Consider the following 23,168-nt stretch of genomic DNA (forward strand, 5'->3'; position numbering starts at 1 on the left):
CGATAACAGCACTCTTGACGCACACGTAACCGCCGGGCAAGACTCCCGTCCATCGGTCGGCATTGTCGAACACCTACCGGCAATACGCGCTAGAGTGTGACAACGCCAAAGGCCGGCATCGCTCTCACCCCCGAGGGCGCTCGAACCCCCGGTGGGACCCGGGGTTCGGCTTCCCTGGACGAAGGACAAAGGAGTCGCGGGTGTCCAGCTCCGACATCTTCATCGGCGAGACCATCGGTACCGCCATACTCATCCTGCTGGGCGGTGGCGTCTGCGCCGCCGTCACGCTGAAGGCCTCCAAGGCCCGCAACGCCGGCTGGCTCGCCATCACCTTCGGGTGGGGTTTCGCCGTTCTGACGGCCGTCTACACCTCGGCCCCCCTCTCCGGGGCCCACCTCAACCCTGCGGTCACCCTCGCACTCGCGATCAAGGACGACGACTGGGGCAACGTTCCGGTCTACTGGGCCGGCCAGCTGCTCGGCGCCGCCATCGGCGCGACCCTGGTCTGGGTCGCCTACTACGGCCAGTTCCACGCGCACCTGACCGACCGCGAGATCGTCGGCGGTCCGGGCGCGCAGGCCACCGAGGCCAAGGCCGTCGAGGCGCAGGAAGCGGGCGCCGGCCCGGTCCTGGGCGTCTTCTCCACCGGCCCGGAGATCCGCGTCGTCTGGCAGAACCTCGCCACGGAGATCATCGGCACCATCGTGCTGGTGCTCGCCGTCCTCACGCAGGGCCTGAACGACAAGGGCAACGGCCTGGGCAACCTGGGCGCGCTGATCACCGCGCTCGTGGTCGTCTCGATCGGCCTGTCGCTCGGCGGCCCGACCGGGTACGCGATCAACCCGGCCCGCGACCTCGGCCCCCGCATCGTGCACGCCCTCCTGCCCCTGCCCAACAAGGGCGGCTCCGACTGGAGCTACGCCTGGATCCCGGTGGTCGGCCCGCTGATCGGCGGCGCGATCGCTGCAGGCATCTACAACGTCGCTTTTGCTTGAGAGCACCAGTTGCACCGCGTAGTCAGCAGCGCCGTACAGACAGCCCTCTCTCCACGGAACCCCAGGAGCACACCGTGACCGACGCGCACACCGCCGGCCCCTTCATCGCCGCCATCGACCAGGGCACCACCTCCTCCCGCTGCATCGTCTTCGACCGCGACGGCCGGATCGTCTCCGTCGACCAGAAGGAGCACGAGCAGATCTTCCCCAAGCCGGGCTGGGTCGAGCACGACGCCAACGAGATCTGGACCAACGTCCAGGAGGTCGTCGCCGGAGCCATCGAGAAGGCCGGCATCACCCGCGACGACATCAAGGCGATCGGCATCACCAACCAGCGTGAGACCACGCTGCTGTGGGACAAGAACACCGGCGAGCCCGTCCACAACGCCATCGTCTGGCAGGACACCCGCACCGACGCCCTGTGCCGCGAGCTCGGCCGCAACGTCGGCCAGGACCGCTTCCGCCGCGAGACCGGCCTTCCGCTGGCCTCGTACTTCGCCGGCCCCAAGGCCCGCTGGCTGCTCGACAACGTCGAGGGCCTGCGCGAGCGCGCCGAGGCGGGCGACATCCTCTTCGGCACCATGGACACCTGGGTCATCTGGAACCTGACCGGCGGCGTCGACGGCGGCAAGCACTACACCGACGTCACCAACGCCTCCCGCACCATGCTGATGAACCTGCACACCCTGGAGTGGGACGAGAAGATCGCCGAGTCCATCGGCGTCCCGCTGTCCATGCTCCCCGAGATCCGCTCCTCCGCCGAGGTCTACGGCGAGGTCGCCGGCGGCCGGCTGGGCGACCTGCTGGGCGGCATCCCGGTCGCCTCCGCGCTCGGCGACCAGCAGGCGGCCCTGTTCGGCCAGACCTGTTTCGCCGAGGGCGAGGCCAAGTCGACGTACGGCACCGGCACGTTCATGCTGATGAACACCGGCGAGAAGATCATCAACTCCTACTCGGGCCTGCTGACCACGGTCGGCTACCGCATCGGCGACGACAAGCCGGTGTACGCCCTGGAGGGCTCGATCGCCGTCACCGGCTCGCTGGTGCAGTGGATGCGCGACCAGATGGGCCTCATCTCCACCGCCGCCGAGATCGAGACGCTCGCGCTCTCCGTCGAGGACAACGGCGGCGCCTACTTCGTGCCGGCCTTCTCCGGTCTGTTCGCCCCGTACTGGCGTTCCGACGCCCGCGGTGTGATCGCCGGCCTCACCCGGTACGTCACCAAGGCGCACCTCGCGCGCGCCGTCCTGGAGGCGACGGCCTGGCAGACCCGCGAGATCACCGACGCCATGACGAAGGACTCCGGCGTCGAGCTCGCGGCCCTCAAGGTCGACGGCGGCATGACCTCCAACAACCTGCTGATGCAGACGCTCTCCGACTTCCTGGACGCGCCGGTGGTGCGCCCGATGGTCGCCGAGACCACCTGCCTCGGCGCCGCCTACGCCGCCGGCCTCGCCGTCGGCTTCTGGAACAGCACCGACGACCTGCGCGCGAACTGGCGACGGGCCGCCGAGTGGACCCCCCGCATGGACGCGGACACCCGCGACCGTGAGTACAAGAGCTGGCTCAAGGCCGTCGAGCGGACCATGGGCTGGCTCGAGGACGAGGAGTAAGACCCGAAATGACCAGTCAGCCCACCCTGCAGTCCGTACCTGCCCTGGGGACGCACCCGGCGTCCGGCTCCAACCCGAGCCGCGCCGAGACCCGGGAGCAGCTCTCCAAGGCGTCGTACGACCTTCTCGTGATCGGCGGCGGCATCCTGGGCATCTCCACCGCCTGGCACGCCGCGCAGTCCGGCCTCAGGGTGGCTCTGGTCGACGCCGGCGACTTCGCCGGCGCCACCTCCTCCGCCTCCTCCAAGCTTCTCCACGGCGGTCTGCGCTACCTGCAGACCGGCGCGGTGAAGCTGGTCGCGGAGAACCACTTCGAGCGCCGTGCGGTCTCCCGCCAGGTGGCCCCCCACCTGGCGAACCCGCTCACGTTCTACCTCCCCGTGTACAAGGGCGGGCCGCACGGCGCGGCGAAGCTCGGGGCGGGCGTCTTCGCCTACTCCGCGCTGTCGGCGTTCGGCGACGGCGTCGGTCACCTCCTGTCCCCGGCCAAGGCCGCGCAGGACGTGCCCGAGCTGCGCACCGACAACCTCAAGGCCGTGGCCGTCTACGGCGACGACCAGATGAACGACGCGCGCATGGCGCTGATGACGGTCCGCGCGGCCGTCGAGGCGGGCGCGGTCGTCCTCAACCACGCCGAGGTCCGCGGTCTGCGCTTCACCAGGGGCCGGGTCACCGGCGCCGAGCTGCGCGACCGGCTCTCCGGCGACGAGTTCGGCGTCGACGCCCGGCTGGTGCTGAACGCGACCGGCCCCTGGGTGGACCACCTGCGCCGGATGGAGGACCCGAACGCGGCGCCCTCGATCCGCCTGTCCAAGGGCGCGCACCTGGTGCTCAAGCGCACCGCGCCCTGGCGTGCCGCGCTCGCGACGCCCATCGACAAGTACCGCATCACCTTCGCCCTCCCCTGGGAGGACATGCTGCTGCTCGGCACCACCGACGAGGAGTACGAGGGCGACCCGGCGGACGTCGCGGTCACCGAGAAGGACACGGCCCAGATACTCGACGAGGCCGCGTTCTCCATCCGCGACCAGCAGCTCGACCGCGACCTGATCACGTACGCGTTCGCGGGTCTGCGCGTGCTGCCGGGCGGGCCCGGCGACACGGCCAAGGCCAAGCGCGAGACTGTGGTCACGGAAGGCCGTGGCGGCATGCTGTCCGTCGCGGGCGGCAAGTGGACGACGTTCCGGCACATCGGACGGACGGTCATGCAGAAGCTGGAGGCGCTGCCCGGCCACCCCCTGGGCGACGACTTCGAGCCGGTCTCCTCCCTGCCGAGGAAGCTGCCGCTGCCCGGCGTCGCCAACCCGCGCGCGGTCGCCCACCGGCTGCTGGTCGACAGCCCGGCGCCCGGCCCGCGCATGGCGGCCGACACCGCCAAGCACCTGGCCACCCACTACGGCTCGCTCGCCTTCGACATCGCCCGGCTGGCCAACGACGACCCCGGGCTGCGCGAGCGGGTCCACCCGGACGCGCCGGAGATCTGGGCGCAGGTCGTCTACGCCCGCGACAACGAGTGGGCCGAGACGGCGGACGACGTGCTGCGCCGCCGTACGACGCTGACGATCCGCGGCCTGGCCACGGACGAGGTCCGCGCCAAGGTGCAGGACCTGCTCGACAAGAAGTAGTTCCGCCGGAAGAAGGCCGGCGAGTCCCGGCCCTTGCGCACCAGACCCTCCGCCGGCCCCCACTCCCCTGACCGGGGCCGGCGCCGGGGGACGGCCCCTCCGTACCGGGGCCGGAACCGGGAAAGGGGCGGCTCCACCCCTATGGAGCCGCCCCTTTCGCCTGCCCGTGCGCCCGCACGGCTGCGCGCGCCGGGCGGCGCCGCCCGCACGGAGCGGCGCCACCCGACCCGAAGCCGGTCAGGCGAGCGACTCCACGAGCGCACGGACCGCCTCGACGTCCTCCAGCTCCCCGCGCCGCACGATGAGTTCACGTCCCAGCAGCAGCGCGCGCCTGGACGCCGGCACCGGGTCCGGCAGGGTCGTCAGGTCGGTCAGGTGGGCGAAGCCGATGACGCGGCGGACGATCTCGGCGCCCGCGTAGCCGACGGAGTCGGTCCACACGCGGCGCAGGAACCGGTCGAGATAGGCGTCGTCGAAGAAGGTGTCGACGCGGGTCGGCCACAGGCGGCGGAAGTCGGCCTCGAACGCCTCCCAGGAGAGGCGGAGCTGGTCGGCGTGGTCGGACAGGGCGCCGAGGGCGCGGGCCCGCTCCTCGGAGACCAGCGCGTTGGCCCAGTACAGGCCCAGGTCGTAGCCGATCGGGCCGACGAAGGAGAACTCGGGGTCGAAGACCCGTACGACGGGGGCGCCTTCGCGGGCGCCGACCATGACGCTGCCGGTGTGCAGGTCGCCGTGCAGGAGTGCCTGGGCGCCGGTCATGAAGGTGTGGCGGAGGTCGGCGACCTCGGTGCGCAGGCGGGTGTCGGCGCGCAAGGCGGTGGCCAGGTCGTCGAGGTCCGGGAGCCAGTGGTTGTGTTCGTGCTCGACATACGGCTCGGACAGGACCACGTCCTCGGTGATCTTGCACAGTTCCGGGCTGACGGAGGCGGCGATCAGCGCCTTGCGCTCGGCGGACGGCATGCCGAAGTCGCTGGTGGCGAAGGAGAGCCGGGCGACGAACTCGCCGACCCCCGCCGAGGTATGCGGGCCGTACGGGGCCCCCGCGTTGAGCAGGGTGCGCAGGACATCGAGGTCGGACATGTCCTCCATGACGAGGGCGTGGTTCTCGGGGTCGTAGCCGTGGACCGTCGGGATCCTGTCGGGGGCGACCCTGGCGACCTGCCGGTAGGCGCGGGCCTCGGCGTCGGCGCGGTCGGGGCTCATCGGCCAGGAGGGCCCGGCGACGCGGACCCACGGCAGGGCCTGCTTGACGGCGAGGCGGCGGGCGCCGTCGGCGGAGGAGGCCAGGAACACGCGGTTCATGTTGCCGTCCGACACCTCCCGGACCTCGATGTCGGCCGGGTCGGGCCAGTGGCCCCGCTCGCTCAGGTAGGCGGGGATGTCGTCGGTCTCCAGGATGCGGTAGCCCATGGTCGGTGAACTCCCTTATGCGGTGCGGCGCTTGGACAGAGTGAAGCTGAAGACCAGGGCGAGGATCAGCACCGCGCCCTCGACGACGTCCTGCGTGTAGTACGGCAGGCCCTTGATGGTGAGGCCGGTGGTGATGACGCCGATGAGCACCGCGCCGAGGGCCGTGCCCCAGACGTTGGGACGGCCGCGGCCCAGGACGGAGGTGCCGACGAGCGCCACCGCGACCGCCTCCAGCAGCTGGGAGGTGCCGGCCGAGACGTCGCCCTGGCCGATCCGGGAGGCCAGGATGAGGCCGCCGACGGAGGCGAGGACTCCGGAGATGACGTAGGCGAGGGCGCGGTAGGCGCCGACCCGGATGCCGGCCAGTCGGGAGGCCTCGGGGTTGGCGCCGATGGCGTAGAGGACGCGGCCCCAGCGGGTACGGGCGAGGAAGACCCAGGCGGCGACCGTCAGGCCGGCGAAGACGACCACGGAGATCGGCACGCCGAGGACCGTCCCGCGGTCGATCTTGAGGAAACCGTCGGTGAATCTGCCCGGCGCGGTCGACCCGTCGGACAGGGTCATGCCCGGGGTGATCGACTGACCGTCGACGAGGATGAGCTTGCCGCCCTGGATGACGAACATCGTGCCGAGCGTGGCGAGCATGTCGGGGATCTTCAGGACGACGATCAGCAGGGCGTTGAGCAGGCCGGCGAGCGCGCCGGCCAGCAGGACGGCGAGTATCGCGACCGTGCCGACCTGGTTCTGGACGACCATCGTCTGCGCGGCGACCGAGACGCCCAGACCGGCGACGGCGCCGACGGACATGTCCATTCCGCCGACGGCCATGGTGAAGGTGACGCCCAGACCGAGGATCGCGGCGACGGACACGTAGCGCAGGGTGTCGAGGAGGGTCGCGGACTCGCGGAAGGATGCCTCGCTCAGCGCGAAGTAGAGGAACAGCGCGACCGTCACGAAGATGAAGCCGTACTTGATGACGGCGTTCTGGACGCGCACCGCGGTGGAGGTCACCGGCGGGAGCGCCGCCTTGGTGGGGACCTCGGTGCTCTGGGCAGTGGTCATGGGGTGCTTCCTGGGCCTTCGTGGGGGGCCGGCATCAGAGGGACGCCGAGATGGTCTGGATCACGCGGTCGCGTTCCGCTTCTTCGCCGTACGCGTCCAGGTGGACCTCGCCGCCCGCGAGGACGACGACGCGGTCGGCGACCTCCAGGACCTCGTCGACGTCCGCGGACAGCACGAGGACGGCCGCGCCTTCGGCGGCCAGGGCGCGGGCCCGGCGGCCGATGTCGCGCCGGGCGCCGATGTCCACGCCTCGGAACGGCTCGTCCAGGATGAGGACACGGGGGGTGGCGGCCAGCCAGCGGCCGACGACGACCTTCTGCTGGTTGCCGCCGGACAGCTCCTCGACGGTGCTGTGCTCGTCGCGGGCGACGACGCCGAGCGCGCCGATCGTGTCGCGGCCGAGGGCGTCCTCGCGGGAGCGGCTCACGAGCCCGCCCCTGGACAGGGATCTCAGGAACGGCAGCGAGACGTTCCGGGCGACCGACCAGCCGGGCACGAGGGCGTCGGCGTGCCGATCCTCGGGGACCAGGTGGACGCCGGCGCGGATGGCGTCGGCGGGGCGGCGGGGCGCGTAGGCGTCGCCGTCCAGTTCGACGGCTCCCGCGGCGAAGGGCTCGGCCCCGAACAGACCCCGGGCCAGCTCGGTCTTGCCCGCGCCCAGCAGGCCGACGACGCCGGTCACCTCGCCCGCGCGCAGGTCGAGGTCGAGCGGCGCGCGGCCCTCGAAGAGCCGCACGCCGCGCAGGGAGAGCAGGATCTCGCCCGGGGCGCCCTCCCGGACGGGCCGGGCGGTCGTGGCCTCCTGCGCCTGGGCCAGCATGGCGCGCAGGGCGGCGTCCCAGTCGAAGGGCCTGACCTGGTCCTCGGTGAGGAGACCGTCGCGCAGGACGACCAGCCGGTCGGCGAGCGCGTCGATCTCGCCGAGCCGGTGGGAGACGTACAGGACCGCGATGCCGTCCTCGCGCATCCTCGCGACGAGCGCGAACAGCCGCTCCGCCTCGGTGGCGGAGAGCGCCGACGTGGGCTCGTCGAGGATGAGCAGCCGGGGGCGGGTCGCCAGCGCGCGGGCCAGGATGAGCAACTGCCGGTCGGAGATGCCCAGTTCGGTGACGTCCTGCTTCAGCACCGCATCGCTCCAGTCCAGGCCGAGGCCCGCCTGGATCTCACGGGCGCGGGCCAGTGTGGCGCGGCCGCTGACGAACGGGTTGCCGCGCCGTTGCGCGAGCTCCTCGAACACCAGGTTCTCGGCGACGGTGAGCCCGGGCACGATGCCCTCGCCGATCCGCTGGTGCACCGTCTGGATGCCCAACTGGCGGGCGGCGAGCGGGGAGTCGAGGGCGACCGGGACGCCTCCGACGCGTACCTGGCCGCCGTGGCCGGTGTGGACGCCCGAGAGGACCTTGATCAGCGTCGACTTGCCGGCGCCGTTCGCGCCGAGCAACGCGACCACGCTGCCCGGCGCGATGTCGAGCGAGACGGAGGCGAGCACCGTCTTGCCGCCGAAGGCCATGCTGACGTCGGTGAGCGTGACGGCCGGGGCCGCGGGCTCGACGGGCTCAGTGGGCGACATTCGCTATCCAGTCCGCGGTGGAGACCTGGGACAGGTTCAGCGCGGGAAGCGCCTTCCGCAGCTGGTCCATGTTCGCGATCTTCTTCTCGCGCAGGAAGTCCTGGGTGATGGCGACGGCCGGGAACTCCACCGAGGTCTTGCCGAGCCGGCCGGCCAGCTCCAGGGCGGTCGTGCGCACGACGGCCGCGCCGACGGCGGACGGGTCGGTGCCGGCCGTCGCGACCCAGGGGCTGTCGGCGGCGGTCATCTGCTGGATGTCGGCGTTGGAGACGTCCGCGCCGAACACCTTGACCTTGTCCTGCAGCTTCTTGTTCTGCACGGCGAGCACGGCGCCCTTGGCGAGCTCGTCGTAGGGCGCGAAGAGGCCGGTGACATCGGAGTGCTGGGTGAGCGCGGCGGAGACCAGGGGCACGTTGTCGGTGGCCGTGGAGTCGGTGACCTTGCCGACCTTGAACTGCTGCTTCCAGGCCTCGGCGGTCACCGTTGACTTCCAGACGGTGTCGCGCTTGTCGAGGGCCGCGTACCCGGCGACGTTGACATAGCCGACCTTGGCGTTCTTGCCGATCTTCCGGGCCATCACGTCGAGGACGGCCTTCGCCATGCTCGCGTCGTCCTGCTCCGTGGAGACGACGCCCTTGGTGGGCGTGTCCACGTCGTAGACGACGACCTTGACGCCCTTCTTCACGGCCTTGTCGATCTCCGGCTGGATGGTGGCCGGGAAGCCGTGGTCGATGATGATGGCCTTCGCGCCGGAGTTGATCGCCGAGGACAGGTCGGTGGCCTGCTTGGCGTTGTCGGCCTGGGCGTCGTACACGGTCAGGTCGATGCCGAGGGCCTTGGCCTGGGCCTTCGCGCCGTTGCCCCACTGCTCGAAGTAGTCGCCGGCGCCGCTCTGCCGCACCAGGGCCACCTTCACCGCGCCGGCGTCGAACGGCGCGGGCTTCTTGCCGGTGGCGGCGGCGGCCGGGGCCGCGGTGTCGCCGCCCGTGCCCGTGGAGGCGTCCGAGGACTGGGAGCAACCCGACAGGACTAGCGCGGAGAGGGAGGCGAGGGAGAGCGCGGCGAGAGGCAGACGGGCACGGGACATGAGGAGCTCCAGGTACGGGGTGACGCGAAAAGGCGCGAAGAGGGGCGCGAGAACAGGCGCGTGGGGCGAGCGGGCGGGAGAGTGCGCGACCGGAGCGGGAGGCGGGAACGAGCCACGGCGAGGTGGCGGGAGACGCCCCGGGTACGGGGGCGCGGCGGGGCTCCGGGAGGGGTCAGCGACAGCTGGCCGTGGTCGACCGGAGCAGGTCCACGTACAGCCGCCGCACGAGCAGCAGCGTCTTCATATGCAGATGATGAGAACGTTTTCAGCCAGACGTCAAAGGAATGGACATCTAATCTCGCCATATGAGACAACGGCCTCATCACAGCCGGTGCGTCCAGCATCGGCGGTTACCATCACGGAACCGGCATGCGCCCTGACGTGTCGCGGTCGAGTGCCGTTCCTCCACCGCCCCGCCCCCGCGCGCTCCCCCACTCTTCGCCCCCGTTCCTCTCCCCCACTCTCCTTCCAGACTTCCGGAGTTGCTCCCATGACGCTGCTGACGACCTGGTCCGAGTCCGGCCCGCAGACGCTGGTCCGCCGCACCAGCGACCCCGCCGAGATCGAGCGGGCCCTCAAGCCGCTGGGCGTGCGCTACGAGCAGTGGCCGGTCCGCGAGGACGTGCCCGCGGACGCCGACAGCGACACGGTGTTCGCCGCGTACGGCCCGGAGATCGAGAAGCTGAACGCCGAGGAGGGCTTCACCACCGTCGACGTCCTCGGCCTGCACCCCAGCGACGACCCGGAGTTCCCGGCGAAGGCGAAGGCCGCCCGCGAGAAGTTCCTCCAGGAGCACACCCACGACGACGACGAGGTCCGCTTCTTCGTCTCCGGCTCGGGCATCTTCTATCTGCACGTCGGGGGCGAGGTGCACGCGGTCCTGTGCGAGAAGGGCGACCTGCTGGGCGTCCCGCGCGGCACCACCCACTGGTTCGACATGGGCACCGAGCCGTCGTTCACGGCGATCCGCTTCTTCCACGAGGAGGACGGCTGGATCGGCACCTTCACCGGCTCCGCCATCGCCGCCCGCTTCCCCGACTACGACACGATCGCGGCCGGCCACGCGGCCGACCGGGACGCCGCGTGAGCGTGCGGCACCTGACGTTCGGCGTGGACGCCGTGGTGCTCGACATCGAGGGCACCACGAGCGCCACGGGCTTCGTCGTCGACGTGCTGTACCCGTACTCACGCGCACGGTTCGCCGAACTGCTCGCCGAACGGGCCGAGGAGCCGGCGGTGGCGCGCGCGATCGCCCAGGTGCGGGAGCTGACGGGCGAGCCCGACGCCGACGCGGCCGCGGTCGAGAAGACGCTGAACGCCTGGCTGGACGACGACCGCAAGGCGACCCCGCTGAAGACCCTCCAGGGCGTCATCTGGTCCGAGGGCTTCGCCCGCGGCGACCTCGTCTCGCACTTCTACGACGACGTCGTACCGCGGCTGCGCGCCTGGCACGCGGCGGGGCTGCGGCTGTACGTCTACTCGTCCGGATCGGTGGCCGCACAGCGGGCCTGGTTCGCGAACAGCCCGGAGGGCGACCTCACGCCGCTCGTCAGCGGCCTGTACGACACCGAGAACGCCGGTCCCAAGCAGGAGCCGCCGTCGTACCGCCGCATCGCGGCCGCGACCGGCGTCGAGCCGTCCCGTCTGCTGTTCCTGTCCGACCGGCCGGGCGAACTGGACGCGGCCCGCGCGGCGGGCTGGCACACCGTCGGCGTGCGGCGGCCCGGCGAACCGTTCTTCGAGCAGGGAGTCGGGGACCACGCGCAGGCGGGGTCGTTCGACGAGATCACCGTCAGCACCACCGGGAGCACCGTATGACCGCCGAGATCACCGCACCGGACCTGGAGGAGGCGGGCGCGGTCCTGGCCGCCGAGTCCGCCCGCTTCGCCTCCTTCGGCTGGATGCGCGGCACGTCCGGCAACCTGTCGGTCGTCCTGACCCGCGAGCCGCTGCGGCTCGCCGTCACGGCGAGCGGCCGGGACAAGGGCGAACTGACGCCGGCCGACGTGGTGCTGGTGGACGCCCAGGGCGCCGCGGTGAACGGCGGACGGCCGTCCGCGGAGGCCGAACTGCACGCGCGCGTGGCCGCGCTGACCGGCGCCGGGGCCGTGGTGCACGTGCACACGGTGGCGTCCGTGGCCCTGGGGTACCGGCACCCGGGGGGCATCGTCTTCCGGGACCTGGAGATGCTCAAGGGCGTCGGCCAGCCCGCCCACGACGTCGAGGTGACGCTGCCGGTCATCGCCAACAGCCAGGACATGAAGGTGCTCGGCGACCGGCTGGAGGCGGCCCGCGACCCCCGGATGCCCGCCGTGGTCGTGGCCGGGCACGGTCTGTACGTGTGGGGCGACCACCCGCGTCAGGCCCGCCACCACACCGAAGTCGTCGAGTGGCTGCTGGAGTTGGAACTCACCCGCCGCTGAGCGCAGCGCACCGCCCCCGACGCGCGGGCCGCCCGAACACGCGCCGGGGGTTCAGCGCAGTCGGTCGCCGGGCAGTTCCCCGGCGGAGACCTCCAGCACGCCCCGCTCGGTGACCAGGCCCGTCACCAGGCGGCCCGGCGTGACGTCGAACGCGGGGTTGTGGCCGCGTGAGCCGACCGGCGCCGTGCGCACGCCCGCCCACTCCAACACCTCCTCCTCGCCCCGGAGTTCGATGTGGATGTCCGCGCCGGTCGCCGTGGAGAGGTCGACCGTGGTGGTGGGCGCGGCCACCAGGAACGGGACGCCGACGTCGGCGCAGGCGAGGGCCACGCCCACGGTGCCGACCTTGTTGGCGGTGTCGCCGTTGGCCGCGATGCGGTCGGCGCCGACGATCGCCGCGTCGACCTCGCCGCGCAGGATCGTGCCGGCCGCCGCGCCGTCGGCCTGGACGAAGTGCGCGATGCCCTCCTGGACGAGCTCCCAGGCGGTCAGCCGCGAGCCCTGGAGCAGCGGGCGGGTCTCGTCGGCGTACACCACCTCCAGACGTCCGCGCGCGTGCAGTTCGCGGACGACGCCGAGGGCGGTGCCCCAGCCCGCGGTGGCCAGCGCGCCGGTGTTGCAGTGCGTCAGGACGCGCAGGGGGCGGTCCTCGCCGACCCGCTTCAGCAGCCAGTCCGCGCCGGCGGCGCCCATCGCGCGGTTGGCGTCGACGTCCTCGCGCTGGACGGCGGCCGCCTCCGCGAGGACCGCGTCGAGCCCCTCGGCGAAGCGGGTCATGACCCGGTCGACGCACACCATGAGGTTCACCGCTGTCGGACGCGCCTCGCGGACGCGGGCGACGGCCGCGCGCACCTCGCCCTCGGACCAGCCCTCGCGCTCGCCCTGGAGCAGGGCCGTCGCGACGCCGTACGCGCCGGCCGCGCCGATGGCGGGAGCTCCCCGCACGACCAGTCGGCGGATGGCGTCGACCAGCGTGTCCACATCGCGGACGACCACGGTCTCGTATCGGTACGGCAGCAGCGTCTGGTCGATGAGGACCAGACCGTCTCCGGTCCACTCGACGGCACGCAGTTCCTGGGACATTACGGGACGCTCCTGATGTTCCGGTGGCGTCAGCAACCGTACCCGACCTGGGGAACCACCGTTCGAGCCGTCGAGCAGGCGTCCGAGTGGGCGGCGCCCGGCGGACCCGACCCTCCCCTCTCGTCCGTATGGCGAGACGCGCGCCGGGGAGGGGCCCGGAGGGCGGTCGGCGATCCCCGCTTCGGGGGCAGTGCGCCGATCTGGCCTCATAATGGCCGCTGAGACATCGGATGTCTCGGGCGGCGAACGACAGGAGGACCGACATGGCAGTCACCGACGAGGCGATCGAGCGGATCAAGGGCATGATCGTCTCGGGTGCGCTGCGCCCCGGGGACCGGCTGCCCAAGGAGAGCGAGCTGGCCGCCGAGCTGGGCCTGTCCCGCAACTCACTGCGCGAAGCGGTGCGCGCCCTGTCGCTGATCCGGATCCTGGACGTACGGCAGGGCGACGGCACGTACGTGACCAGCCTCGATCCCCAACTGCTCCTGGAGGCGCTGAGCTTCGTCGTCGACTTCCACCGCGACGACACCGTCCTGGAGTTCCTCGCGGTGCGCCGCATCCTGGAGCCGGCCGCCACCGCGATGGCCGCGCTGCGCGTCAGCGAGCAGCAGCTGGACGCGCTGGAGTCCCAGCTGGACAAGCTCGGGGGCGATCCGTCGGTGGAGGAACTCGTCGCCTGCGACCTGGAGTTCCACCGGGGCATCGTGCAGAGCGCCGGCAACTCGGTGCTGTGCTCGCTGCTCGACGGACTGTCCGGGCCCACCACCCGGGCCCGTATCTGGCGCGGGCTGACGCAGGAGGACGCGGTCGCCGGGACCCTGCGCGAGCACCGGGCGATCCTGGCGGCGCTGCGCGACCGGGACGCGGAGGCCGCGCGTTCATGGGCGACGGTGCACATCGCGAGCGTCGAGCAGTGGCTGCGGTCCTCGCTGTAGTCCGGTGACGAGGGGCGGCTCATGACGGCGGTTGGCCACGGGCGTCTTCGCGGGGCTTCGCCGGTCGGCGACAGATCCGATGACGCGGGGTGTCCCGGGGTGGCGAACGGGGCAGTGATCCGGTCACTCCCCCGTGCGAGGGGGCTGCGGGCGCCCCCGCAGAACGCCGTAAGGTTGGGTGGTCAAGCGAGGGCACGTCGGAAGGAGGCGCTGGGTGATCGAGCTCGAGGGGGTTCCCGAGCTGATCGACCCGGTCATGGTGGCCGCGTTCGAGGGCTGGAACGATGCCGGCGACGCCGCCTCCACCGCGGTCGCGCACCTGGAGCGGGAGTGGAAGGGCGAGGTGTTCGCGGCGCTGGACGCCGAGGACTACTACGACTTCCAGGTGAACCGCCCCACGGTGTGGCTGGACGCCGGCGTGCGCAAGATCACATGGCCCACGACAAGGTTGTCGGTCGTCCGGGTCGGCGGCGACAAACCGCGCGACCTGGTGCTCGTGCGCGGCATCGAACCGTCCATGCGCTGGCGCTCGTTCTGCAACGAGCTGCTGGGCTTCGCCCACGAGCTGGGCGTGGAGCTGGTGGTCATCCTGGGCGCGCTGCTCGGCGACACCCCGCACACGCGTCCGGTGCCGATCAGCGGGACCACGTCGGACGCCGACCTGGCGCAGCGGATGGACCTGGAGGAGACCAAGTACGAGGGCCCCACGGGCATCGTCGGCGTCCTGCAGGAGGCGTGCACGCATGCGGGCGTGCCCGCGGTGAGCCTCTGGGCGGCGGTGCCGCACTACGTCTCGCAGCCACCGAACCCGAAGGCGACGCTGGCCCTCCTCAACCGCCTGGAGGACCTGATCGACGTGCGCATCCCGCTGGGCGAGCTGCCCGAGGACGCGCGGGCCTGGCAGGTGGGCGTGGACCAGCTGGCCGCCGAGGACACCGAGGTGGCCGAGTACGTGCAGACGCTGGAGGAGGCCCGGGACACCGCGGAGCTGCCGGAGGCGTCGGGCGAGGCGATCGCCCGCGAGTTCGAGCGCTACCTGCGGCGTCGGGACGGCGGCGGCCCGCCCGACCCCGGGGAGCGCACCCGGCCCCCCAAGCCGCCGAAGTCCAGCGGGGACACTCCGGACGACAGCGATTCGTCCGACGACTGAGCGGATCGCCCCGGGCGTTCGCCCCGCGGTGAGGATCGCGCACGATCACGCGGGACGACGGAACCCGCGGAACGTACGGGGCCGTGAGCGGCCGAGGGGCGCCTCCCGGGATCGGGAGGCGCCCCTCTCGTCTGACGGTGCCGACGTCTTACAGCGCCACGCCGAGCAGCGCGTCCACCGCCCGCGAGACGACGCCGGGGGCGCCGATGTCGGCGCCGCCCCGCTCCTGCTGGAGCGCGGCCCAGCGGTCGACGGCGGCGAGCGCGGCCGGGGCGTCGAGATCGTCGGCGAGTGCTTCGCGCAGCTCCTCGACGAGCGCCTCGGCGGGCGGGCCGTCGGGGCGGGAGACGGCGGCGCGCCAGCGGCCGAGGCGGGCCTCGGCGTCCGTCAGCACCTGGTCGGTCCACTCCCAGTCGGCGCGGTAGTGGTGCGCGAGGAGGGCGAGCCGGATCGCGGCCGGGTCGACGCCGTCCTGGCGGAGCCGGGAGACGAAGACGAGGTTGCCCCGGGACTTGGACATCTTCTCGCCGTCGAGGGCGACCATGCCGGCGTGGACGTACGCCTTGGCCATCGGGAACTCGCCGGTGAGCGCCTGGGCGTGGGAGGCGCCCATCTCGTGGTGCGGGAAGGCGAGGTCGGAGCCGCCGCCCTGCACGTCGAAGCCCATCCCCAGGTGGTCCAGGGCGATGGCCACGCACTCGATGTGCCAGCCGGGCCGGCCGCGGCCGAGCGAGCCGCCGTCCCAGCTGGGCTCGCCCTCGCGGGCGGCCATCCACAGCATCGGGTCGAGCGGGTTCTTCTTCCCCGGGCGGTCCGGGTCGCCGCCGCGCTCCGCGGACAGCAGCCGCATGGCCGCCGCGTCCAGGTTCGCGACCTTGCCGAAATGGGGGTCGGACTCGACGGAGAAGTAGACGTCGCCGTCGAGTTCGTAGGCGGCGCCCGCGTCCCGCAGCCGCTCGACGAGCGGGACGATGCCGGGTATGGCCTCGACGGCGCCTATGTAGTGCCGCGGCGGGAGCATCCGCAGGGCCGTCATGTCCTCGCGGAAGAGGGCCGTCTCCTTCTCGGCGAGGGCGACCCAGTCGACGCCGTCGCGTTCGGCGCGCTCCAGGAGCGGGTCGTCGACGTCGGTGACGTTCTGGACGTAGTGAACCTGCCGCTTGGTGTCGAGCCACACGCGCTGGACGAGGTCGAACGCGTTGTAGGTCGCCGCGTGACCGATGTGGGTCGCGTCGTACGGCGTGATGCCGCAGACGTAGATACGGGCGACGGGACCGGGGTCGAGGGAGACCGGACCGCCGGTCGCGGTGTCGTGGATCCTCAGGTCGCGGCCCTGACCAGGCAGGGCGGGGACCTCGGAAGCGGGCCAGGCATGCATGTCATGAGCGTAACCGGACCGAAGTTGCGTATACGAACCGGAGCGGTGCAGACGGCCGGGAAGGCGTTCTTGCGGGTTCGCGGCCGATGTGCCCGGCGGTCCTAGACGGGCGGCCAGGGGATCGCCGGCCATTCGCCGCCGGGCTCGGGGTGGAGCCCGGAGTCCAGCAGGGCCCCGGTCCGCGCGCGGGTGGCGTCGAGCTCGGCGGGCGTGATGAGCCGGGCCAGGACCGCAGCCAGCGGTCCGCCGGGCTCCAGGGCGCTCCTGAGGCCCTCCAGGACCTCGACGGCCTCTGCGGTCAGGGGCTCCCCCGCCCAGCCCCACAGGAGCGTGCGGAGCTTGTTCTCGGCGTTGAAGGTGACGCCGTGGTCGATGCCGTACAGGCGGCCGTCGGCGGTGGGCAGCAGGTGGCCGCCCTTGCGATCGGCGTTGTTGATCACCGCGTCGAGGACCGCGAGCCGGCGCAGCCGCTCGTCGTCGGCGTGCACCAGGAGCGCGGTCCGGCCCTCGCCGACCTCGGCGAAGCCGATCGCCTTCCAGCCGGGCTCCGGCTCCTCGGCGTCCACCAGGGCCAGCAGTTCGGACTCCGGGGCCGTCTCGACCCAGAGCTGGCACATGCCCTCGCCGTACGGCCCCTCCCGCAGCACGGTGGGCGGGACGAGGCCCCAGCCGGTCGTCTCGGAGACCTCGTAGGCGGCGACCTCGCGCTGGGCGAGGGTGCCGTCGGGGAAGTCCCACAGGGGCCGCTCCCCGGCCACGGGCTTGTAGACGCACGCGGCCTCGCGGCCCTCATGGGCGACGGTGCAGTACAGGGCCGCGTTCGAGGCGTCGCGGATGCGTCCGCGGACCGTGAGTCCGCCGTGCGCGAGGAGTTCGGCGAGGGCCGGGTCGGTGGTCGTCACGCTCCCCGGCGGTATCCGTTCTGGCGCGGACATACGTGTCCTTCCGGGTCGAGCGGCAGACTGCACAGCGGGCACGGCGGCCGGCCGGCGTTGACGACGTCGAGGGCGCGCTTGGCGAAGGCTCTGGCCTGCGCGCCGGTGAGCCGGACCCGCAGCATCGGGGGGCCGTTCTCCTCGTCCTGGAGGAGCCTCTCCTCGGCCTCGGCGAGGTCCTCCTCCGAGTCGGCCTCCAGTTCCACCAGGGCCTGCGCCTCGACGATCATGCGCTGTTCCTCGCCGTCCCAGGCGAGGGCCATCGTGCCGACCCGGAACTCCTCCTCGATCGGCGTCTCGAGGGGGGCCGTGTCGCTGTTCTCGACGGGCGGCACGGCGGGCACCAGCGCGCTGCCGCCCGTGCGGCGTACGACCTCGTCCAGCAGTTCGTCCATGCGCTCGGCGAGCGCGGCGACCTGGGTCTTCTCCAGGGCGACGCTGGTCACCCGACCGCCGGCGGTGGCCTGGAGGAAGAAGGTACGGCGCCCGGGCAGCCCGACCGTACCGGCCACGAAACGGTCCGGGGGGTCGTAGAGGAACACCTGACGGGACACGTCCTGTCTCCATGGGAATCGTGGGTCATCGTGGTTCTGGGAACGAGTGGGGGAACGTCCCTGCGGGTACGCGCGCGTTGGCGGACCGCTTCACCCTACTGCGGGCGACGATCACGGTGCGCCCGCACCGCCTCCCACGGTCGCGTCCCCCGCGGGAGGCTCCTCGCGCGGCGCCAGGGAGGCGAGGTCGCCGGTGTCGCCGAGACGCACGAGAAAGGGGCGTAGCCGGGTGTACCGGATCGCAGTGATGGAACAAGGTTCCACAGAGATCCGTTGGAAGAGGTCGAGATGAAGTCCGAGTGCGTCCGCGACGAGCGACTTGATGATGTCGCCGTGCGAGCACATCAGATAGACGGCGTCGGCGCCGTGGTCGCGCTCCACGCGCGCGTTCCACTCGCGTACCGCCTCCGCGGCGCGGGTCTGCATGGACCGCATGGACTCGCCGCCGGGAAAGGCGGCCGCGGAGGGGTGCGCCTGCACGACCTCCATCAGCGGCTCGTCCGTGAGCTCGGCGAGCTTGCGCCCGGACCAGTCGCCGTAGTGGCACTCCCCGATCCGGTCGTCGGTGTGGGCGCGCAGACCGGGGCGGGCGTCGAGGAGGGGCCGCAGCGTCTCCTGGCAGCGCTGCAGGGGGCTGGTGACGACCTCCGCGATCGGCAGCTCCGCGAGCCGCCCGGGCAGCGCGGCGGCCTGTTCGGCTCCGCGCTCGTCGAGGGCGACGCCGGGCGTCCAGCCGGCGAGCACTGCGGAGGTGTTGGCGGTGGACCGGCCGTGCCGGACGAGGATCAACGTGGGCATGCGGCCCAGGGTAGGCGCACGCGTGTGTGCGCCGGTGAGCACTCGAAGGGAGAACGCGCCCAGTGATCGTGGACTGCGCCATCTACCGCGACGGACGTCGCACGGAGGGCCCGGAGGACTTCTCCGACGCCGTGGACGAGGCACGGGCCGGCGGCGGCTTCGTGTGGGTCGGGCTGCACGAGCCCACCGAGAAGGAGTTCGATCACGTCACGCGGGAGTTCGGCCTGCACCCGCTCGCCGTCGAGGACGCCCTGAAGGCTCACCAGCGGCCCAAGCTGGAGGTGTACGACGACTCGCTGTTCCTGGTGTTCAAGCCGGTCGTCTACGAGGCGGACAGCGACGCCGTCTCCACCGGCGAGGTGATGGTCTTCCTCGGCGACTCGTTCGTGGTCACCGTCCGGCACGGCGAGGGCGCGCCGCTGGCCGCCGTGCGGCACCGCCTCGAGGACGAGCCCCAGTTGCTCGCGAAGGGGCCCACAGCGGTGGTGTACGCGATCGCCGACGCCACCGTGGACCACTACCTGGACGTGGCGACCGAGTTGCAGACCGACCTGGAGGAGCTGGAGGCGGAGGTGTTCTCGCCGGACGGCGGCGGTTCGCGCAACACGGCGTCGCGGATCTACACCTTCAAGCGGCAGATCCTGGAGTTCCGCCGGGCCACCGGCCCGCTGGGGCCGCCGCTGACCCGGCTGGCGGGCGCGAGCACGTCCGTCCCGGGCGTGCCCTTCGTCAACGAGCGGGCGCGGCCGTTCTTCCGGGACGTGAGCGATCACCTCACGCGGGTGAACGAGTCCGTGGAGGGGCTGGACCGGCTGGTGACGGACATCCTCTCGGCGCATCTGGCGCAGATGAGCGTCCGGCAGAACGACGACATGCGGAAGATCTCGGCGTGGGCGGCGATGGCCGCGGTCCCCACGATGATCGCGGGGATCTACGGCATGAACTTCGAGCACATGCCGGAGCTGCACTGGGTGTGGTCGTATCCGGCGGTGATCGTGCTGATGGGCGTGCTGGAGCTGCTACTGTTCCGGCTGTTCAAACGGCGCGGTTGGCTCTAGGAGCGGCCCGCCTGCCGGCCTTCCAGGGCGGCTCAGGCGTACTCGGGGGCCGCCGTCGCGGGGCCGCCGAGCGCGTCACGGCGTTCGGGCATCTCGAGGGAGACCATGCGCCGCCAGCCGGCCAACCGCTCCCACACGTAGACGGCGTGGATGCCCGCCGCCAGGACGGCCGACCGCGCCCTGGACCAGCCGAGCAGGCGGCCCATGCGGGCCATGACGGCCAGGCTGACGTCGCGGTAGACGCGGATCTCGGCCAGCGCGCACGCGCGCAGGGTCCGCCGGATGGCCGGAGCGTGCCCCGCGCGGGCGAGACGCAGCAGTTCCTCGTGGCAGTAGGCGAGGTGGCCGTCCTCGTCGTCGGCGATCATCCTGACCGCGCGGCCGATGTCGGGGTGGTCGCCGAAGTGCCTGCGCAGCAGGGCCATCTGCTCGGCGGCCCGCTGTTCGGTGACCCGGCTGTGGGAGAGGTAGGTGACGACTTCCTGCACGGTCAGCGGCCGCTCCGCCCTGAGGCGGTCGTGGGAGAGACCGATGCCGCCCTGCTCCAGGAGCATCGTGTAGTCGGCGTCGGGCGGGACGGGCACCGGGTCGAGTCCGCGCTTGCGCATCAGCGCGGTGAAGATCCGCCCGTGCTTGTCCTCGTCGGCGCCGTGGCGGGCGATCCTGGGGGCGAGGCGGCGTTCGCTCCGGGGGACGAGCGCGGCGATCCGGGCGTTCTCCCAGCCGCCTTGCGACTCGCCGCCGGCGGCGATGGAGCAGAAGAGGGCGAAGGACTCGTCGTCGTCGATGATCTCCTGGAACAGGCTCTTGGCCGAAAGCATCGTGGGCCTCTCTCCGCACCGTGCGGGACTGCGCAACGTCTCGCGACCTTCCGTGAGGAACGAGTCAAGTGCGGCCCGCCGGGCGCTGCAACAGCAGTGTCGGCGGACTCCGCCGAAAGAGGGATGCGGACAGTCGGCCGGGGGCCGTAACCGCGCGCCGTGCGGCGCGTTGTTCCGCGTGACGGCCGTGGCGGGGTAGACCCCCGAGCCCCCACCACGGCCGCTGAAACCTCCCCGCCCGGCCACTCGTCCGGGTTACCTGTCCGGGTTACCCGCCCGGTTGCCTCTCGGTCAGGCCAGGCCGGCCAGCTCCGCCGCCTGCACACCCGCGCGCAGCGAGGCCAGCCGCTCCTCCAGGGCGAAGCCCGCGGGGGCCAGGGTGAGGGTGGTGACGCCGGCGGCCGCGTAGGCCTTCATCCGGTCGGCGATCCGCTCCACCGAGCCCAGCAGGGTGGTGCGGTCGATCAGCTCGTGGGGAACCGCGGCCGCCGCGCCCTGCTTGTCGCCGGAGAGGTACTTGTCCTGGATGTCTGCGGCCGCCTCCTCGTAGCCCATCCGCCGCGCGAGCTGGTTGTAGAAGTTCTGCTTGCGGCTGCCCATGCCGCCGACGTACAGCGCGGTGTAGGGGCGGAAGGTGTCGGCGAGCCGCTCGACGTCCTTGTCCTCGCCGAGCGCCAGCGGCAGCGTGGGACAGACGTCGAAGCCCTCCAGGGTCTTGCCCGCCTTCTCGCGTCCGGCCCGCAGATGCCTGATCGCGGTGTCCTCCAGATGCTCGGCGGAGGGGAAGATGAGCAGCGCGCCGTCGGCGATCTCGCCGGTCTGCTCCAGGTTCTTCGGCCCGATCGCCGCGATGTACAGCGGGATGTGCTCGCGCTCGGGATGCACGGTCAGCTTGATCGGCTTGCCCGGGCCGTCCGGCAGCGGCAGCGTCCAGTGCTCGCCCGCGTAGGACAGCCGCTCGCGCGTCATCGCCTTGCGGACGATCTCGACGTACTCGCGGGTGCGGGAGAGCGGCTTGTCGAACTTGACGCCGTACCAGCCCTCGGAGACCTGCGGACCCGAGACGCCGAGGCCGAGCCGGAAGCGGCCGCCGGAGAGCGAGTCGAGCGTGGCGGCGGTCATCGCGGTCATGGCGGGCTGGCGCGCGGGGATCTGGAAGATGGCCGAGCCGACGTCGATCCGCTCGGTCCGGGCGGCGACCCAGGTGAGCACGGTGGCCGCGTCGGAGCCGTAGGCCTCGGCGGCCCAGCACACGGCGTACCCGAGGCGGTCGGCCTCCTGGGCGACGGCGAGGTTGTCGCCGTCCATTCCGGCACCCCAGTAGCCGAGGTTGATCCCGAGCTGCATGGCCGATCCCCTTACTGATCAGTAACGACGCTGTTGCGGAGACCTTAGCGCGGGGGGCAAGGGCCCGGGAGGGCGGTGTGGCGAGGGTCGCGCGGACCGGCGCCGCGCTCGCGGCCTGCGCGGAACCCCGTCCGCCGCGCTGGAACCGGTTGTCCACAGGCAACCCACTGCCCAGTTCTGGCCAGTAATCTCGGCGTCCATGGAGCAGAGGCATCTCGGCCGCACCGGCCTGCGCGTGTCCCGCATCGGGCTCGGCACTCTCACCTGGGGCCGCGACACCGACGAGCACGACGCCGCGGACGTCATGAAGACGTTCTGGGAGGCGGGCGGGACCCTCGTCGACACGGCCGACGTGTACGGCGACGGGGACGCCGAGTACCTGCTCGGGCGGCTCATGGAAGGTCTGGTGCCGCGCCGGGACCTGATCATCTCGACGAAGGCGGGCAGCGTGCCCGATCCGGACCGGCGCTTCGACGGCTCGCGGGGGCACCTGCTCGCCGCCCTCGACGCCTCCCTCTCCCGGCTGGGCACGGACTACGTCGACATCTGGCACGTGCACGCCTTCGACCCGGACACCCCGCTGGAGGAGACCCTCCAGGCGCTGGACATCGCCGTCGCCAGCGGTCGCGCCCGGTACGCGGGCGTCTCCAACTTCTGCGGCTGGCAGCTCGCCAAGGCGGCCACCTGGCAGCTCGCCGCGCCGGGCGCCCGGACGCGGCTGGCGGCGACGCAGATGGAGTACTCCCTTTTGCAGCGCGGCATCGAGCGCGAGGTGCTGCCGGCCGCGCTGGACCTCGGCATCGGTCTGCTGCCCTCCTCCCCGCTGGGCCGCGGCGTCCTCACCGGCAAGTACCGCGACGACGCCCTGCCGCCCGACTCGCGCGGCGCCTCCGAGCACTTCGCTCGGTTCGTCGAGCCCTACCTCGACGACACCGCGAGCCGCATCGTCGACGCCGTGGCGACCGCGGCGGACGGGCTCGCGGTGACGCCGCTGCAGGTGGCCCTGGCCTGGGTCCGCGACCGGCCCGGCGTGGCCGCCCCGATCGTCGGCGCGCGCAACGCGCAGCAGCTCACGGCGGCTTTGTCAGTGGAGGCGCTTAGTCTTCCTGACGAGATCTGCCGGGCCCTCGACGACGTGTCGGCGCCCGTGCACCGCTATCCCGATCACGACTGGAGCACGCTGTGAGCACGGAGCCGGATTCCCCGGAGAGCACGGAGAACGCCACGACGGCGGAGCCGGACGCCGCCGAGGAGCCGGGGACGGCGGTCGACGCCGGTCCGCTCGACGCCGGTCCGACAGCGGGAACGGATTCAGCGGGCGGCA

Annotated in this window: 21 protein-coding genes; 10 read left to right on the top strand and 11 right to left on the bottom strand. The window is 72.2% G+C overall.

Annotated features, from left to right (window positions below):
* Window positions 1-200: 200 nt before the first annotated feature.
* The 3 genes from ACFVYK_RS05775 (at window position 201) to ACFVYK_RS05785 (ending at window position 4,233) form a co-directional block, all read left to right on the top strand.
* The gene (locus ACFVYK_RS05775) at window positions 201-995 is read left to right on the top strand and encodes an MIP/aquaporin family protein (RefSeq protein ID WP_389768960.1); all 795 of its coding nucleotides are present in this window, start codon (window positions 201-203) and stop codon (window positions 993-995) included.
* Between the two features lie 74 nt (window positions 996-1,069).
* The gene (gene glpK, locus ACFVYK_RS05780) at window positions 1,070-2,608 is read left to right on the top strand and encodes a glycerol kinase GlpK (RefSeq protein ID WP_389768962.1); all 1,539 of its coding nucleotides are present in this window, start codon (window positions 1,070-1,072) and stop codon (window positions 2,606-2,608) included.
* A gap of 8 nt (window positions 2,609-2,616) precedes the next feature.
* Window positions 2,617-4,233: an FAD-dependent oxidoreductase gene (locus ACFVYK_RS05785; RefSeq protein ID WP_389768965.1), complete on the top strand. Its 1,617-nt coding sequence runs from the start codon at window positions 2,617-2,619 to the stop codon at window positions 4,231-4,233.
* 237 nt (window positions 4,234-4,470) lie between these two features.
* Here ACFVYK_RS05785 and mtnK read toward each other — a convergent pair whose 3' ends face one another.
* The 4 genes from mtnK to ACFVYK_RS05805 are packed head-to-tail and all read right to left on the bottom strand — an operon-like array spanning window position 4,471 to window position 9,362.
* Window positions 4,471-5,643, bottom strand: a complete 1,173-nt coding sequence (mtnK, locus tag ACFVYK_RS05790; RefSeq protein WP_389768968.1) for an S-methyl-5-thioribose kinase — start codon at window positions 5,641-5,643, stop codon at window positions 4,471-4,473.
* 15 nt (window positions 5,644-5,658) lie between these two features.
* On the bottom strand, window positions 5,659-6,705 hold the full coding sequence (locus tag ACFVYK_RS05795; protein WP_389768970.1) for an ABC transporter permease: 1,047 nt from the start codon (window positions 6,703-6,705) through the stop codon (window positions 5,659-5,661).
* A 34-nt stretch (window positions 6,706-6,739) separates the two neighbouring features.
* On the bottom strand, window positions 6,740-8,275 hold the full coding sequence (locus ACFVYK_RS05800; protein WP_389768973.1) for a sugar ABC transporter ATP-binding protein: 1,536 nt from the start codon (window positions 8,273-8,275) through the stop codon (window positions 6,740-6,742).
* Window positions 8,262-9,362: a substrate-binding domain-containing protein gene (locus tag ACFVYK_RS05805; RefSeq protein WP_389768975.1), complete on the bottom strand. Its 1,101-nt coding sequence runs from the start codon at window positions 9,360-9,362 to the stop codon at window positions 8,262-8,264. The genes ACFVYK_RS05800 and ACFVYK_RS05805 overlap by 14 nt, the downstream gene beginning before the upstream one ends.
* 490 nt (window positions 9,363-9,852) lie before the next feature.
* Here ACFVYK_RS05805 and ACFVYK_RS05810 point away from each other — a divergent pair, with 490 nt between their 5' ends.
* Genes ACFVYK_RS05810 through mtnB form a run of 3 tightly spaced genes read left to right on the top strand, consistent with a single transcriptional unit; the run spans window position 9,853 to window position 11,785 of the window.
* On the top strand, window positions 9,853-10,449 hold the full coding sequence (locus ACFVYK_RS05810) for an acireductone dioxygenase (protein WP_389768978.1): 597 nt from the start codon (window positions 9,853-9,855) through the stop codon (window positions 10,447-10,449).
* Window positions 10,446-11,180: an acireductone synthase gene (gene mtnC, locus ACFVYK_RS05815; RefSeq protein WP_389768980.1), complete on the top strand. Its 735-nt coding sequence runs from the start codon at window positions 10,446-10,448 to the stop codon at window positions 11,178-11,180. Before ACFVYK_RS05810 ends, mtnC begins: the two co-directional genes overlap by 4 nt.
* The gene (gene mtnB / locus ACFVYK_RS05820; protein WP_389768983.1) at window positions 11,177-11,785 is read left to right on the top strand and encodes a methylthioribulose 1-phosphate dehydratase; all 609 of its coding nucleotides are present in this window, start codon (window positions 11,177-11,179) and stop codon (window positions 11,783-11,785) included. Before mtnC ends, mtnB begins: the two co-directional genes overlap by 4 nt.
* A gap of 51 nt (window positions 11,786-11,836) precedes the next feature.
* On the opposite strand, the gene mtnA is transcribed toward mtnB, so the two are convergent.
* The gene (gene mtnA / locus ACFVYK_RS05825) at window positions 11,837-12,868 is read right to left on the bottom strand and encodes an S-methyl-5-thioribose-1-phosphate isomerase (RefSeq protein ID WP_389768986.1); all 1,032 of its coding nucleotides are present in this window, start codon (window positions 12,866-12,868) and stop codon (window positions 11,837-11,839) included.
* Between the two features lie 263 nt (window positions 12,869-13,131).
* Here mtnA and ACFVYK_RS05830 point away from each other — a divergent pair, with 263 nt between their 5' ends.
* Both ACFVYK_RS05830 and ACFVYK_RS05835 read left to right on the top strand, forming a co-directional pair.
* Window positions 13,132-13,803 (top strand): FadR/GntR family transcriptional regulator, encoded by a 672-nt coding sequence (locus tag ACFVYK_RS05830; protein WP_389768989.1) that lies wholly within the window; start codon window positions 13,132-13,134, stop codon window positions 13,801-13,803.
* A gap of 214 nt (window positions 13,804-14,017) precedes the next feature.
* Entirely contained in the window at window positions 14,018-14,953 is a 936-nt protein-coding gene (locus ACFVYK_RS05835) for a PAC2 family protein (protein WP_389768992.1), read from the top strand.
* 148 nt (window positions 14,954-15,101) lie between these two features.
* Here ACFVYK_RS05835 and mshC read toward each other — a convergent pair whose 3' ends face one another.
* The 4 genes from mshC to ACFVYK_RS05855 form a co-directional block, all read right to left on the bottom strand.
* Window positions 15,102-16,331 (bottom strand): cysteine--1-D-myo-inosityl 2-amino-2-deoxy-alpha-D-glucopyranoside ligase, encoded by a 1,230-nt coding sequence (gene mshC / locus ACFVYK_RS05840; protein ID WP_389768995.1) that lies wholly within the window; start codon window positions 16,329-16,331, stop codon window positions 15,102-15,104.
* 101 nt (window positions 16,332-16,432) lie between these two features.
* Window positions 16,433-17,266: an SCO1664 family protein gene (locus ACFVYK_RS05845; protein WP_389768997.1), complete on the bottom strand. Its 834-nt coding sequence runs from the start codon at window positions 17,264-17,266 to the stop codon at window positions 16,433-16,435.
* Window positions 17,230-17,820: a DUF3090 domain-containing protein gene (locus ACFVYK_RS05850; protein WP_389768998.1), complete on the bottom strand. Its 591-nt coding sequence runs from the start codon at window positions 17,818-17,820 to the stop codon at window positions 17,230-17,232. Before ACFVYK_RS05850 ends, ACFVYK_RS05845 begins: the two co-directional genes overlap by 37 nt.
* 111 nt (window positions 17,821-17,931) lie before the next feature.
* Entirely contained in the window at window positions 17,932-18,618 is a 687-nt protein-coding gene (locus ACFVYK_RS05855; RefSeq protein ID WP_389769001.1) for a histidine phosphatase family protein, read from the bottom strand.
* Window positions 18,619-18,680: 62 nt separating this feature from the next.
* Between ACFVYK_RS05855 and corA the strand changes: the two genes are divergently transcribed.
* Window positions 18,681-19,676, top strand: a complete 996-nt coding sequence (corA, locus tag ACFVYK_RS05860) for a magnesium/cobalt transporter CorA (RefSeq protein ID WP_389769004.1) — start codon at window positions 18,681-18,683, stop codon at window positions 19,674-19,676.
* A gap of 32 nt (window positions 19,677-19,708) precedes the next feature.
* Here the strand turns inward: corA and ACFVYK_RS05865 are convergent, their stop codons facing one another.
* Together ACFVYK_RS05865 and ACFVYK_RS05870 are read right to left on the bottom strand one after the other, a co-directional pair.
* A complete protein-coding gene (locus tag ACFVYK_RS05865; protein WP_389769007.1) occupies window positions 19,709-20,497 on the bottom strand; it encodes a ferritin-like domain-containing protein in 789 nt (262 codons plus the stop codon).
* 291 nt (window positions 20,498-20,788) lie between these two features.
* Window positions 20,789-21,844, bottom strand: coding sequence for an LLM class F420-dependent oxidoreductase (locus tag ACFVYK_RS05870; RefSeq protein WP_389769010.1), 1,056 nt, complete (start codon window positions 21,842-21,844; stop codon window positions 20,789-20,791).
* Between the two features lie 199 nt (window positions 21,845-22,043).
* On the opposite strand from ACFVYK_RS05870, the gene ACFVYK_RS05875 reads away from it, so the two are divergent.
* Window positions 22,044-23,030 (top strand): aldo/keto reductase, encoded by a 987-nt coding sequence (locus ACFVYK_RS05875; RefSeq protein ID WP_389769013.1) that lies wholly within the window; start codon window positions 22,044-22,046, stop codon window positions 23,028-23,030.
* Window positions 23,031-23,168: the final 138 nt, after the last annotated feature.

Source organism: Streptomyces sp. NPDC058291 (assembly GCF_042880855.1).
Lineage (GTDB): Bacteria > Actinomycetota > Actinomycetes > Streptomycetales > Streptomycetaceae > Streptomyces.

Coding starts and splice junctions, on each gene's coding strand:
- ACFVYK_RS05785 (WP_389768965.1), top strand. CDS start 2,617: ATGACCAGTCAGCCCACCCTGCAGTCCGTACCTGCCCTGGGGACGCAC.
- mtnK (WP_389768968.1), bottom strand. CDS start 5,643: ATGGGCTACCGCATCCTGGAGACCGACGACATCCCCGCCTACCTGAGC.
- ACFVYK_RS05795 (WP_389768970.1), bottom strand. CDS start 6,705: ATGACCACTGCCCAGAGCACCGAGGTCCCCACCAAGGCGGCGCTCCCG.
- ACFVYK_RS05800 (WP_389768973.1), bottom strand. CDS start 8,275: ATGTCGCCCACTGAGCCCGTCGAGCCCGCGGCCCCGGCCGTCACGCTC.
- ACFVYK_RS05805 (WP_389768975.1), bottom strand. CDS start 9,362: ATGTCCCGTGCCCGTCTGCCTCTCGCCGCGCTCTCCCTCGCCTCCCTC.
- ACFVYK_RS05810 (WP_389768978.1), top strand. CDS start 9,853: ATGACGCTGCTGACGACCTGGTCCGAGTCCGGCCCGCAGACGCTGGTC.
- mtnB (WP_389768983.1), top strand. CDS start 11,177: ATGACCGCCGAGATCACCGCACCGGACCTGGAGGAGGCGGGCGCGGTC.
- mtnA (WP_389768986.1), bottom strand. CDS start 12,868: ATGTCCCAGGAACTGCGTGCCGTCGAGTGGACCGGAGACGGTCTGGTC.
- ACFVYK_RS05830 (WP_389768989.1), top strand. CDS start 13,132: ATGGCAGTCACCGACGAGGCGATCGAGCGGATCAAGGGCATGATCGTC.
- mshC (WP_389768995.1), bottom strand. CDS start 16,331: ATGCATGCCTGGCCCGCTTCCGAGGTCCCCGCCCTGCCTGGTCAGGGC.
- ACFVYK_RS05845 (WP_389768997.1), bottom strand. CDS start 17,266: ATGTCCGCGCCAGAACGGATACCGCCGGGGAGCGTGACGACCACCGAC.
- ACFVYK_RS05855 (WP_389769001.1), bottom strand. CDS start 18,618: ATGCCCACGTTGATCCTCGTCCGGCACGGCCGGTCCACCGCCAACACC.
- ACFVYK_RS05865 (WP_389769007.1), bottom strand. CDS start 20,497: ATGCTTTCGGCCAAGAGCCTGTTCCAGGAGATCATCGACGACGACGAG.
- ACFVYK_RS05870 (WP_389769010.1), bottom strand. CDS start 21,844: ATGCAGCTCGGGATCAACCTCGGCTACTGGGGTGCCGGAATGGACGGC.
- ACFVYK_RS05875 (WP_389769013.1), top strand. CDS start 22,044: ATGGAGCAGAGGCATCTCGGCCGCACCGGCCTGCGCGTGTCCCGCATC.